Origin of the sequence: Pseudomonas sp. TUM22785 (assembly GCF_028198105.1) — a bacterium.
Taxonomy (GTDB): Bacteria; Pseudomonadota; Gammaproteobacteria; order Pseudomonadales; family Pseudomonadaceae; genus Metapseudomonas; species Metapseudomonas solani.
In genome coordinates, this window is the sequence record NZ_CP116239.1 from 3,682,708 (window position 1) to 3,695,213 (window position 12,506).

A 12,506-nucleotide genomic window follows, 5' to 3' on the forward strand; every position below is an offset into this window, starting at 1 on the left:
CCGTAGGATGGGTAGAGCGGAGCGAAACCCATTACGCGCCTCGCAGCTCCACGGAACGTCCCTACAGCTGCGCCGCGCACAGCAGGCATAGCGAGCGCAGTAGCCTGTCACACCCTCTCTATGACGAGTGCGAGCCCTTGCCCTACCCCCACGCACATGGTGGCGAGGCCAAGCTTGCCGCCGGACTTCTCCAACTGGTGCAGCGCGGTCTGCACCAGGCGTGCGCCGCTGGCGCCCAGGGGGTGGCCGAGGGCGATGGCGCCGCCGTTGGGGTTAACCCGGGCGTCGTCGTCGGCGAGGCCGAGGTCACGGGTGACTGCCAGCCCTTGGGCGGCGAAGGCTTCGTTGAGCTCGATGACATCGAACTGGTCGATGCCCAGGTTGAGGCGCTCCAGCAGCTTGCGCACCGCCGGCACCGGGCCGATGCCCATGACACGGGGTGCCACGCCGGCACTGGCCATGCCCAGCACCCTGGCGCGCGGGGTCAGGCCGTGTTTCTTCACCGCCTCGGCGCTGGCGAGGATCAGTGCCACGGCGCCGTCGTTGACGCCCGAGGCGTTGCCGGCAGTGACGGTCTTGCCTTCGCCGTTGACCGGCTTCAGCTTGGCCAGGGCCTCCAGGGTGGTGTCCGGGCGCAGGTGCTCGTCCTGGTCGATCACCGTGTCGCCCTTCTTGCCCTTGATCACCACCGGGACGATCTCCTCGGCGAAGAAGCCCGCCGCCTGGGCCGCACCGGCGCGCTGCTGGCTGCGCAGGGCGAAGGCGTCCTGGTCCTCGCGGCTGACCTGATGGTCGTCGGCAACGTTGTCGGCGGTCTGCGGCATGGCATCGACGCCGTATTGCGCCTTCATCAGCGGGTTGATGAAGCGCCAGCCGATGGTGGTGTCTTCGATCTTCTGGCTGCGGCCAAAGGCGCTGTCGGCCTTGCCCATCACATAGGGCGCGCGGGACATGGATTCGACGCCGCCGGCCAGGGCCAGCTCCATCTCCCCGGCAGCGATGGCGCGGAAGGCAGTGCCCACCGCGTCCATGCCCGAGGCGCAGAGGCGGTTGAGGGTGACGCCGGGAACGCTTTCCGGCAGGCCCGCCAGCAGCAGCGCCATGCGCGCGACGTTGCGGTTGTCCTCGCCGGCCTGGTTGGCGCAGCCGAGGAAGACTTCGTCGACTTCGTCCCAGCGCACCTGCGGGTTGCGCTCGATCAGCGCCTTGAGCGGGATGGCCGCCAGGTCGTCGGCACGTACCGACGCCAGCCCACCGCCGAAGCGACCGATGGGCGTGCGCACGGCATCGCAGATGAATACGTCGCGGCTCACTCCTCACCTCCCTGCTGGCCGTGGGCGGCGGCGGTACGGGCCTCCAGGGCGCGCAGCGCGGCCAGCTCCTCGGCATTGGGGGCGAGGGTTTCGCTGACGCTGTCGGCGAAGCGGATCGGCCAGCCGGTGGCCTCGACCACCTGCTCGCGGGTCACCCCCGGATGCAGCGAGGTGACGATGAATTCGTGGGTGCCGGCTTCCGGCTCCATGATGCACAGGTCGGTGATGATGCCCACCGGGCCCTTGCCGGGCAGGCCCAGGCGCTGGCGCGAGTCGCCGCCTTCGCCATGGCCGACCGAAGTGACGAAGGCCAGCTTGTCGACGAAGGTGCGGTGGGACTGCTTGAGGATGATCAGTACTTCCTTGGCGGAGCCGGCGATCTCCGGCGCGCCACCGGCACCGGGCAGGCGCACCTTGGGCTTGTGGTAGTCGCCGATCACGGTGGTGTTGATGTTGCCGAAGCGGTCGACCTGGGCGGCGCCGAGGAAGCCGACGTCGATGCGCCCGCCCTGCAGCCAGTAGCGGAAGATCTCGCCGGTGGGCACCACGGTGTCGGCGGTCTCGGCCAGCTCGCCGTCACCGATGGACAGCGGCAGCACCGTGGGCTTGGCACCGATGGGGCCGGATTCGTAGATCAGCACCACGTCCGGGGACGAGGTCAGGCGCGCCAGGTTGGCGGCCTTGGACGGCAGGCCGATGCCGACGAAGCAGACCGCGCCGTTCTTCAGGCGGCGGGCGGCGGCGACGGTCATCATTTCATTGGTGCTGTAGCCAGTGGATTGGGCGCTCATTGCTTGGCCTCCGCAATTTTCTGCTGGAACTGGGCGAAGTCCTCGGTGCCACGGATGTATTCGTCGATCCAGGCGCTGAAGGTCTCGCGGTCGCGGGCGATGGGGTCCCAGGCCTGGTAGAAGCGGTTGTCGCGCTCGTAGTAGCCGTGGGCGTAGGACGGATGCGCGCCGCCGGGCACGTGGCAGACGGCGGTCAGTGCCCAGGTGGGCAGCACGCAGGCGTTCATCGGGGCGTTGAGGTCGTCGACAATCTCTTCCACCGTGACGATGCAGCGCTTGGCCGCCAGGGCCGCTTCCTTCTGCACGCCGAGGATGCCCCAGAGCAGCACGTTGCCCTTGCGGTCGGCCTTCTGCGCGTGGATCACGGTCACGTCCGGACGCACCGAGGGCACGGCCGCCAGCACTTCGCCGGTGAAGGGGCAGGTCACGCTCTTGATCAGCGGGTTGACCTTGGGCAGGTCGGAGCCGGCATAGGCGCGCAGCACCGCGAACGGCAGCCCGGAGGCGCCGGCCACATAGGCGTTGGCCAGGTCGGCGTGGCTGTGTTCCTCGATCTCCAGCTCGCGGGGCCAGCCCTTCTCCACCGCGTCACGCAGGCGGTGCAGCGAGCCCACGCCCGGGTTGCCGCCCCAGGAGAACACCAGCTTCTTCGCGCAACCGGCACCGATCAGCAGGTCGTAGACCAGGTCGGGCGTCATGCGCACCAGGGTCAGGTCGCGCTTGTTCTGGCGGATCAGCTCGTGGGAAGCGGCCGTGGGAATCAGGTGGGTGAAGCCTTCGAGGGCGACGGTGTCGCCGTCGTTGACGAAGCGCTCGACCGCTTCGCGCAGGGAGATGATTTCAGCCATGTCGATCTCGTTTTGTTATCCAGGGCGGAAGGTTCGCCGGGTGAGGGAAAGCTACCCCCGGCCCGGCCGTGGAACAATCCGATAATCGACTATCCGTTCGATAATCGAACATTTACGTACCTTGCTAAGGATTTTCCCGCCTCGATGGCCACGACGCCTTCCGGGCGCCGATGGCCGTGTCGCGACTTAAAGGAGCGTCCAGGTGTAACTGAGGATCAGCCGGTTCTCGTCGATATCGGTGCGGTAGTTGGAGCGCGCGACGACGTTGCGCACGCGGATGCCCAAGCCCTTGAGGCTGCCGCTCTGCACCGCGTAGGCGATGTCCAGGTCGCGCTCCCAATCTTTGCCCTCGTAGCCCTGGCCGGTGTCGACGTTGTCCCCGGTGATGTAGCGCAGGGTGCTGGTCAAGCCCGGCAGCCCGAGGCCGGCGAAGTCGTAGTCGTAACGGGCCTGCCAGGAGCGCTCGTCGGCGTAGGCGAACTCGAAGGTGGGCACTTCGTTGCCCAGGGGCGTGATGTTGGCGAACACCCGGGGAAACGAACTGTCGCCGAACATCGCCTGGTAGCCGACATGCCAGGTGTGGCTGCCCCGCCTGGCCGAGAACAGTGAGAAGAAGGCCTGGTTGTCGATGGCGCCGATCAGTTGCTTGCCGTCTTCGCTGGCGTCGTAGTAGCCGAGGTTGGCGCTGAGCACCCAGTCGCCCACCGGCTGGCTGTGCTTGAGTCCGAGAAAGCGCTGGTCGTAGATGTCCTCCAGTTGGGCGTACCAGGCGCTGGCCGTGGTGCGATTGGCGTTGAAGGCGTAGTCGGCCCCGGCGTAGTTGAAGGCATCGCTGCTGGCCTGGCGCTGCGGCTTGTGGCCGAGCATGGCCTGCATCGTGTCGTCGCCGGCCTCGTTGCGCAGGCTGGTGGTGAGCAGCCGGCCGCCCTGCAGGGTGAGCCCGGCGATCTCGCTGGAGCTGATGCTCGCCCCCTGGTAGCTGGGCGGCAGCAGGCGGATGTCGCTGAAGGCGAGCACCGGCAGGTTGGGCTGCAGTTCGCCGAGCCTCAGTTCGGTCTTCGAATAGCGCAGCTTCAAGGTGGCGCCCAGGCGGCTGTAGTCATCCGCCGCCTCGCCGTCTTCCTGCACGGGCAGCAGCCCGGTGTTGACCCGCCCTCGCCCGCTGTCGAGCTTGAGCCCGAGCAGGCCGATGGCATCCACCCCCACGCCCAGCGGCCCTTCGCTGTAGCCGGATCTGAAGGTGAGGATGAAACCCTGGGCCCACTCCTGGGCCCGGGATTGCTCGGTGCCGCGGATATCCGAGAAGTCACGGCTGAACCAGTAGTTGCGGGCCTGCAGGGTGGCGCTGGAATCCTCGATGAAACCGGCCTGGGCGTTGGCGCCGGCCAGGGCCACGAGGCCCGCGGAAAGCATGCTTGCAGTCTTGTTCATGGTGTCACTCTTGTTTTTATGGGGACGAGACAGCCCCTCGCCACGGGCACGGTGTGATGGCGGACCGTGCTCGCGGCTTGCACGCAAGGGGCGATGGGGGTGGATCAGTTATCCGTGGGCAGTGCCGCTCGGGTCTCTGTGCAACGGGCCTGTGGCTCGCGCCGGCGCACGCCCAGCAGCAGGTGCGCAGCCAGGCCGAAGATCAGCCCCCAGAAGGCCGCCGACAGCCCGAGCAGGGACATGCCGGACGCCGTGACCAGGAAGGTGATCAGCGCCGCTTCGCGGTCCTCCGGCACCGCCATGGACCCGGCCAGCGCACCGGCGATAGCGGCGAACAGCGCCAACCCGGCCAAGGCCGCGACCAGCTCCCGGGGGAAGGCGCTGAACAGCGACACCAGGGTGGCGCCGAAGATGCCCAGCAGCAGGTAGAACAGGCCGCCGACCACGCCGGCCACGTAGCGCCGGCCCGGGTCCTCGTGGGACTCGCGGCCGCTGCAGATGGCGGCGGTGATGGCCGCCAGGTTGAGGCCGTGGCAACCGAAGGGGGCCAGCAGCAAGGTGCCCAGTGCGCTGCTGGCGATGATCGGGCTGGCGGGCGTGCCGTAGCCGTCGTTGCGCAGCACGGCGATGCCCGGCACGAACTGCCCGGTCAGCGCCACCATCACCAGCGGCAGGGCGATGTTCAGCGTGGCGTGCCAGCTGAATTCGGGGGTGATCCACACCGGGGTGGCGAAGCCGATCACCAGGGCCGAGGCGTTCATCTCCCCGGTCGCCAGGGCGATGCTGCAGCCAGTCACCAGCACCGCCATCACCGCATAGCGCGGCAGCAGCCGCTTGCCCAGCAGGTAGGCGGCGAACATCGCCAGCACCAGCAGCGGTTTCTCCTTCACCGAGACGAACAGCTGGGTGCCGAAGCTGAAGAGGATGCCGGCCAGCATCGCGGCGGAAATCGCCGCGGGCAGCCGGCCGATGATGCGATCGAAGGCACCGGACAGCCCCACCAGCAGGATGAGCAGGCTGGAGAGCAGGTACGCGCCCACTGCCTGGTTGAGGCTGACGCCCGGCAGCGAGGCCACCAGCAGCGCCGAGCCGGGCGCGGACCAGGCGATCACCAGCGGCACCTTGAAGCGCAGGCTGAGGACGATGCCCAGCACGCCGCTGCCGATGGAGATGGCCCAGACCCAGGACGACAGCACCGCGTCGGGCAGGTTCGCGGCCTTGGCCGCCTGGAAGATGATCACCAGCGGCCCGGCATAGGAAATGACCGTGGCGATGAAGCCTGCCACGGCCGCTGACAGCGAGAAATCACGGATCAGGGTGCGCAGGAAGGTTGCCTGTCGCGTGGCCATGGCCAGCTCTCCTGTTAGTCTTTCCGGGTCAGGCGGGGCGTCGCCGACGCCCCGCGCGCTTCAGAGCCTGGCGCCCGCCAATGGAGCAGCCTGGGGCGCCCGCAGCGAGACGAAGCACATGGCCAATGCGGCGATGGCGCCGGGGATGGCGAAGGCCATGAAGTTCAGCTGCAGCGGCAGGTTGATGCCCAGCAGCGCACCGCCCAGCAACGGCCCGACAATGGCGCCGTTGCGGCCGATGCCGGAGGCCCAGCCAAGGCCGGTGGAGCGGATGGCCAAACCGTAGAACTGCGCCGCCGTGGCGTACAGGAGAATCTGCGTGCCGATGGTGGTGGCGCCGGCGATGCCGATCAGCAGGTAGAGCAGCGGTGTCGGGCTCTTGAAGCCGAGCAGGCTGATGGACAGCGCCGCGACGATGAAGAAGGCCGCCACCACCCGGGGCAGGTTGAAGCGATCACCGAGGAAGCCGCCGGCGATGGCGCCGAACATGCCACCCAGGTTCAGCGCCAGCAGGAAGGACAGGCTCGAACCCAGGCTGTAGCCGGCGTTGGCCATCAGCTTCGGCAGCCAGGAGCTGAGCGCGTAGACCATCAGCAGGCAGCAGAAGAAGGCGATCCACAGCATCAGCGTGCGCAGGGCGCGCCCTTCGCGGAACAACTCCAGCACCGGTGCGCCCTGGGCCTTCACCTCCACCAGCTCGAGCAGGTCGTCATCGCGCAGCTCCCGCTGCGGGTCGACCTTGCGCAGGATGGCCCGCGCCTGTTCGGTGCGGCCCTGGCGCAGCAGGAAGCCGACGGACTCGGGCAGGTACCAGAGGATCAGCGGTAGCAACAGCAGCGGCACCGCGGCGGCGAAGAACATCGCCTCCCAGCCGAAACGCGGCAGCATGTAGATGCCGACGCCGGCGGAGAGCATGCCGCCCAGGGAATAGCCGCTGAACATGATGGCGACCAGGGTGCTGCGCAGCCGTTTCGGCGCGTACTCGTTCATCAGCGCCACCACGTTGGGCATCAACCCGCCGATGCCCAGCCCGGCCATGAAGCGGCAGATGCCGAACTCGGTGGGGTTGCGCGCCAGGCCGTTGAGCACGGTGAAACCGGAGAACAGCACGAAGCAGATGGCGATGCCGCGCTTGCGCCCGATGCGGTCGGCCAGGGGGCCGAAGAACAGCGCCCCGAACATCATGCCGAACAGCGCGTAGCTGCCCAGGGCGCCCGCTTCCAGGGGCGTCAGCCCCCACTCCTTCATCAGTACCGGCAAGACCACGCCGTAGATGAACAGGTCATAGCCGTCGAAGATCAGCAGCAGGGCACACCAGCCCATCACCATCCAGTGGAAGGGCGTGAAGCGCGCGTCGTCGATGATCGCGTGTACGTCGAGTTTTCGCATGGCATTCGTCTCTTGTTCTTGTTGTCGAGAAAGCGTTGCGGGTGGAACCGCGGCTCGGGTTTCAGCCCAGGTCGCCACCGCCTACCGGCAGGGTCACGCCGGTGATGTAGGAGGCTTCATCGGAAGCCAGGAAAAGGATCGCGCCGGCCTGTTCGTCGATGCTGCCGTAGCGTTTCATCAGGCTGCTGTCGAGGGTCTGGTCGACGATCTGCTGGTACCAGATATTCTCCTGAGCGCTCTGCTCCGCCGTGTTGCGCGGGATACGCCGGGGCGGTGCCTCGGTGCCACCGGGCGCGGTGGCGTTGACGCGGATGCCGCGCCCGGCGTTCTCGAAGGCCAGGCAGGCGGTGAGCGCGTTGACGCCGCCCTTGGCCGCGCCATAGGGCACGCGGTTGAGGCTGCGGGTGGCGATGGAGGAAACGTTGACGATGGCCCCTGCGCCCCGCTCCAGCATGTAGGGCAGCGCCGCGTGGCAGCACCAGAGCGTGGGGAACAGCGAGCGCCGCACCTCGGCCTCGATCTCGTGCACTTCGTAGTGCTCGAACGGCTTGGCCCAGAGGGTGCCGCCGACGTTGTTGACCAGCACATCGAGGCGCCCGAAGCGTGCCACCGCCGCCGCCATCACCCGGCTGCATTCGGCGTATTGCTCGAGGTCGGCGGTCAGCGCCAGCACACGGCCTTCCCCCAGCCGTTCGCGCAGCTCGAAGACCAGCTCGGAGCGGTCCACCACCACCAGGCGGGCGCCCTCTTCCACCAGGCGTTCGGCCACACGGCGGCCGATGCCCTGCGCCGCGCCGGTGACCAGCGCGACCTTGTCGTTGAATCTGTTGCTCATGACGGTCCTCTGCCGTTGCCGGCCACCAGGAGGTTCACGGGTTGGAGTGGTACTCAGGCGGCGCTGGCGGCGAACTTCTCGTAGTAGAAATTCGCCGGCTGCACGCCCTGCTCGCGGATGAACCGGCTGACCGCCTCCACCATCGGCGGCGGGCCGCAGAGGTAGATGTCGACGTCGCCGTCGTTGAGGTGGCGCGGTTCGATGTGCTGGGTGACGTAGCCCTTGTGCGGGTAGCCGCTCTCGGGGTTGGCCACGCAGGCGCTGAAACTGAAGTTGGGGATGCGCGCGGCGAAGGCCTCCAGGCGATCCAGCTCCACCAGGTCGAAGTCGTTGGTCACGCCGTAGATCAGGTGCAGGGGGTGTTCGCTGCCCTGCTCGGCGACCTTCTCCAGCATCGCGGTGAAGGGCGCCAAGCCGGTGCCACCGGCCAGCAACAGCAGCGGCCGGCGGATGTCGCGCAGGTAGAAGCTGCCCAGCGGCCCCACCAGGCTCATGCTGTCGCCGGCCTTGGCCAGCCCGGTGAGGAAGCTGCTCATCAGGCCGCCAGGCACGTTGCGGATCAGGAAGCTGACCTCGCCGTCCTTCGGCAACGAGCTGAAGGAGTAGGCACGGGACTGCTCGCTGCCCGGCACCCTGAGGTTGACGTACTGCCCCGGCAGGAAGGCCATGCGGCTCAGGGACTCGCCCTTGATCGACAGCGAGATGGTGCTGTCGGACAGCTGGCGCACGGCGCTGATGGCCGCGTCGAAGCTGGCCTGCTGGGTCTTGCACAGCGCGGACGAAGCCGGCACCCGCACCACGCAATCGCTGGCCGCGCGCATCTGGCAGGTGAGCACATAGCCCTGCTCGGCCTCCTCCGCGCTCAGGGCGTCGTCGATGTAGTCCTGGCCCAGGTCGTAGCGGCCCGCCTCGGCGAAGCACTTGCAGGTGCCGCAGGCGCCGTCGCGGCAATCCAGCGGGATGTTGATGCCCTGGCGATAGGCCGCGTCGGCCACGGTCTCGTCGGGGCTGGCGTCGATGAAACGGGTGACGCCGTCTTCAAAGGTCAATGCGATGTGATGAGTCATGTCGGGCTCCACGGAGCGCGGCCTCATGCTGGCCGGGCCGGGTATTCAGATGTGGTAGATGTCGATGACCTGGCGCACGTAGTCGTTCTTCAGGACCACCTTCTTGGCCTTGATCAGCGGCTGCTCGCCGCGCACGTCGAGGCTGTAGAAACTGGTGCCGAAGTAGCTGTCCACGGTCTTGTAGCGGTAGCTCAGGGTGTGCCAGTTGAAGCGCACCCGGCACTCGCCGGCGGCCTGGTCGAGGAGCTCGATGTTGCTGATGTTGTGGGAGGTGCGGGTGTCCGGCATGGTCGCGCTGGAGCGGTCGGTCTTGATGCGGAACACGCGGTCCTCCAGGCCGCCCCGGTTGCCGTACCAGATCAGCGAGATCTCGGTCTGCGGGTTCTCGGTCAATTCGTCGCGGTCGTCCCAGGCCGGCATCCAGAAGCTGGCATCGGCGGCATAGAGCTCCAGCCAGCTGTCCCAGTCCTTGTCGTCCAGGTAGCGCGCCTCGCGGTAGAGGAAGTCGCGCACGGCGTCATGGGAGATGCTCATTGCACGGCCTCCACGGGAATCAGTCGCTGCTCGGCCGCAGCGGCCTCGAGCAGGGTTGCCTGCCAGTACTTGTGCTGCAGCACGAACAGGCCCTCGTCCTCGGTGCGCACGCCGGACAGCAGCGGGTGCAGGTCGATCTCGCGGGCCGCCTCGTCGGCGCCTTCCACCCAGTGCGCGGCGCCGCGCGACATGTCGTTCCAGCCACGGTTGCCCTGGTAGCCGAGCTGGCAGGAGCGGAACTCCTCCAGGTCGTCCGGGGTGGCCATGCCGCTGACGTTGAAGAAGTCCTCGTACTGGCGGATGCGCCTGGCGCGCGCCTCGGCGCTCTCACCCCGTGGCGCGATGCAGTAGATGGTGATTTCCGTCTGGTTGACGGAGAGGGGTCGGGCGATGCGGATCTGCGAGCTGAACTGGTCCATCAGGTAGACGTTGGGGTACAGGCAGAGGTTGCGCGAGTTCTCGATCATCCAGTCGGCACGAGCACGGCCGAAGTCCCGGGCCAGCTCGTCGCGGCGCTCGTAGAGGGGGCGGTCCTCGGGGTTGGCCCAGCGCGTCCAGAGCAGCAGGTGGCCCTTGTCGAAGGAGTAGAAGCCACCGCCGTTCTTGGCCCAGCTGCCGGCGCTCATGGTCCTGATCTCCTCCCCCGCCTCGCGCTGCTTGCGCTGGTTCTGGGTGGCGGCGTAGTTCCAGTGCACGGAGCTGACGTGGTAGCCATCGGCGCCGTTCTCGGCGGTCAGCTTCCAGTTGCCTTCGTAGATGTAGCTGCTGGAGCCACGTAGCACTTCCAGGCCCTCGGGGGACTGGTCGACGATCATGTCGATGATCTTCGCCGACTCGCCCAGGTGCTCGGCCAGCGGCACCACGTCCGGGTTGAGGCTGCCGAAAAGGAAGCCACGGTAGGACTCGAAGCGGGCGACGCGGGTCAGGTCGTGGGAGCCTTCGCAGTTGAAGCTCGCCGGGTAGCCCGCCTCGGCCGGGTCCTTGACCTTGAGCAGCTTGCCGCTGTTGTTGAAGGTCCAGCCGTGGAAGGGACAGGTGTAGGACGCGCGGTTGCCGCTCTTGTGCCGGCACAGCTGCGCACCGCGATGGCTGCAGGCATTGAGGAAAGCGTTGAGCTCCCCGTCCTTGTTGCGCGCGATGAAGACCGGCTGGCGCCCCATGGTCAGGGTGAGGTAGTCGTTCTTCTCGGGAATCTGGCTCTCGTGGGCGAGGTACAGCCAGTTGCCTTCGAAGATGTGCTTTATCTCCAGTTCGAACAGACGCGGATCGGTGAACATCTCCCGCTTGCAGCGGTAGACGCCCTTCTCCTTGTCTTCCTCTAGCAGCGAATGCAGGAACTCGAATCCCAGGGACATGGCCAGGGCCTCCATTGTTATTGTTCAGGCAGGCTCAGGTTAGGGAGACGCGGGCAACGGCAATATCCGCTTTGTGCAGATCGCTATCCGTTTTGTGCAGAGGGGTTACGGGTTGTTGCGGATAGCGGGCATGGCGGCCGCTTCAAGGCACAGATGCGCTGTTTGTAGGGGCGAATTCATTCGCCAAGCAGGCCGCAGGACTGCCCCGGCCCAGAGCCCCATGCAGCACCGCCAAGGTGGAGGTAAAGAGCGACCTCCACCCTACCCGTAGGCTGGCGCCGAGCGCAGCGAGGCCCAACGCATCGATGTCGGGCCCAGCACAGAGCCCGACATTCGCGAATGAATTCGCTCCTACGATCGTTGACCTGTAAACACCTGCCACAGCATAGGGCTGCCCACGACAGGCACTACAAACCGCGCCGCTTCAAGGTATCCGACGGCAACTCGCCGAACTGCGCCTTGTAGCTCTCGGAAAAGCGCCCCAGGTGCAGGAAGCCGTAATCCAGGGCCAGTTCGGTGACATTGCGCACGCAGCAGTCCGGATCGCTGAGGCAGGCATGGATGCGCTCGAGCTTCTTCTGGCGGATGTAGTGCCTGGGCGTGGTACCGGCGTGACGCTCGAACAGGGCGTAGAGCGAGCGCAGGCTCATCTGCGCCTGGGCGGCCAACTCCTCGCTGGTGATGTCCTGCTTGAGGTTGCGCTCGATGTGGTCGGCGATGCGCTCGAAGGACGCCGCCTGGGAACCGAGCTGCTCACGACTGACGTTGGTGTGCATCAGGGTGAGCATCTTGCTGGCGACGATCTGGGTGTAGTGGTCCTGCACCCGCAGCAAGGGGTCGCTGCTTTCCGCCTCCTGGCAGACCATGGCCAGCAGGTTGATGAAGCCGTCCAGCTCCAACAGGCGATAGCGGTTCTGCAGGAAGCGCACGCCGTCGCCCGGGCGCAGCCAGCGCTGCTCGTCGCAGACGGCCTCCATGAGCGCCACCGGCATCTTGAGGATGAACTTCTCGCAATCGTCGGAATAGGTCAGGTCGACCGGGTCGTCGGGGTTGATCAGCAGCAGCTCGCCCGGCGCCAGGTAGTGCTCCTGGCGATGCCCGCGCCACAGGCAATTGCCCCGTAGCAGCACCTGCAGGTGGTAGATGGTCTCCAGGGCCGGAGAGGTGACCCGCACGCTGCCGCCATAGCTGATACGGCACAGGTCCAGGCTGGCGAACTTGCGGTGATTGAGGCTGGCTTCGGACCGCCCCACGGTGGGCAGACGGATATCGTGGGAGCCGACATGCTGGTTGACGTAACCCGACACCGCATAAGGGTCGGCACGCTCAAACACCATGCTGCGCTCGCTCAGCAGGCAATTTTCCATGTCCAACGCACTCTTGTTGTTATTTACGGAGCCACAGTGACCGGCAAGGTATCCCCGCGCTCGCGAACCAAGCAATTCGTTGGCGGAATATCTGTTCGATTATCGGACGCAGCAGTAGCTTTAATGAGGCAGACCTAACGCTGGCGGAGTCAGGGCTAGCCGCTACCTTTCGCCCTCTACTGGAAAGTTCATACCTGACGAACGGTCTCGCGCCCTCAAGGACGCGC

The 12,506-nt window shown here is 66.8% G+C and carries 11 protein-coding genes; all 11 read right to left on the reverse strand.

Annotation, left to right across the window (positions count from 1 at the left end; genetic code table 11):
• Positions 1-107: 107 nt before the first annotated feature.
• Positions 108-1,313, reverse strand: a complete 1,206-nt coding sequence (pcaF, locus tag PI990_RS16660; protein WP_271657781.1) for a 3-oxoadipyl-CoA thiolase — start codon at positions 1,311-1,313, stop codon at positions 108-110.
• Complete coding sequence (locus PI990_RS16665; protein ID WP_271657782.1) at positions 1,310-2,104, reverse strand: CoA-transferase subunit beta; 795 nt, start codon at positions 2,102-2,104, stop codon at positions 1,310-1,312. The genes pcaF and PI990_RS16665 overlap by 4 nt, the downstream gene beginning before the upstream one ends.
• Complete coding sequence (locus tag PI990_RS16670; protein ID WP_271657783.1) at positions 2,101-2,952, reverse strand: CoA transferase subunit A; 852 nt, start codon at positions 2,950-2,952, stop codon at positions 2,101-2,103. The genes PI990_RS16665 and PI990_RS16670 overlap by 4 nt, the downstream gene beginning before the upstream one ends.
• A gap of 186 nt (positions 2,953-3,138) precedes the next feature.
• Positions 3,139-4,383: an OprD family porin gene (locus tag PI990_RS16675; RefSeq protein WP_271657784.1), complete on the reverse strand. Its 1,245-nt coding sequence runs from the start codon at positions 4,381-4,383 to the stop codon at positions 3,139-3,141.
• 104 nt (positions 4,384-4,487) lie between these two features.
• Positions 4,488-5,708 carry a benzoate/H(+) symporter BenE family transporter gene (locus PI990_RS16680; protein ID WP_271661312.1) on the reverse strand — a complete coding sequence of 407 codons (1,221 nt, stop codon included), beginning with the start codon at positions 5,706-5,708 and terminating at the stop codon, positions 4,488-4,490.
• An 84-nt stretch (positions 5,709-5,792) separates the two neighbouring features.
• Positions 5,793-7,121 (reverse strand): MFS transporter, encoded by a 1,329-nt coding sequence (locus PI990_RS16685; RefSeq protein WP_271657785.1) that lies wholly within the window; start codon positions 7,119-7,121, stop codon positions 5,793-5,795.
• 61 nt (positions 7,122-7,182) lie between these two features.
• A complete protein-coding gene (locus PI990_RS16690) occupies positions 7,183-7,956 on the reverse strand; it encodes a 1,6-dihydroxycyclohexa-2,4-diene-1-carboxylate dehydrogenase (RefSeq protein WP_271657786.1) in 774 nt (257 codons plus the stop codon).
• A gap of 53 nt (positions 7,957-8,009) precedes the next feature.
• Positions 8,010-9,023: a benzoate 1,2-dioxygenase electron transfer component BenC gene (gene benC, locus PI990_RS16695; protein ID WP_271657787.1), complete on the reverse strand. Its 1,014-nt coding sequence runs from the start codon at positions 9,021-9,023 to the stop codon at positions 8,010-8,012.
• Positions 9,024-9,068: 45 nt separating this feature from the next.
• The gene (benB, locus tag PI990_RS16700) at positions 9,069-9,557 is read right to left on the reverse strand and encodes a benzoate 1,2-dioxygenase small subunit (protein ID WP_021217576.1); all 489 of its coding nucleotides are present in this window, start codon (positions 9,555-9,557) and stop codon (positions 9,069-9,071) included.
• Positions 9,554-10,912 carry a benzoate 1,2-dioxygenase large subunit gene (gene benA, locus PI990_RS16705; protein WP_184492181.1) on the reverse strand — a complete coding sequence of 453 codons (1,359 nt, stop codon included), beginning with the start codon at positions 10,910-10,912 and terminating at the stop codon, positions 9,554-9,556. Before benA ends, benB begins: the two co-directional genes overlap by 4 nt.
• A gap of 407 nt (positions 10,913-11,319) precedes the next feature.
• Positions 11,320-12,279, reverse strand: coding sequence for an AraC family transcriptional regulator (locus tag PI990_RS16710; RefSeq protein WP_271657788.1), 960 nt, complete (start codon positions 12,277-12,279; stop codon positions 11,320-11,322).
• Positions 12,280-12,506: the final 227 nt, after the last annotated feature.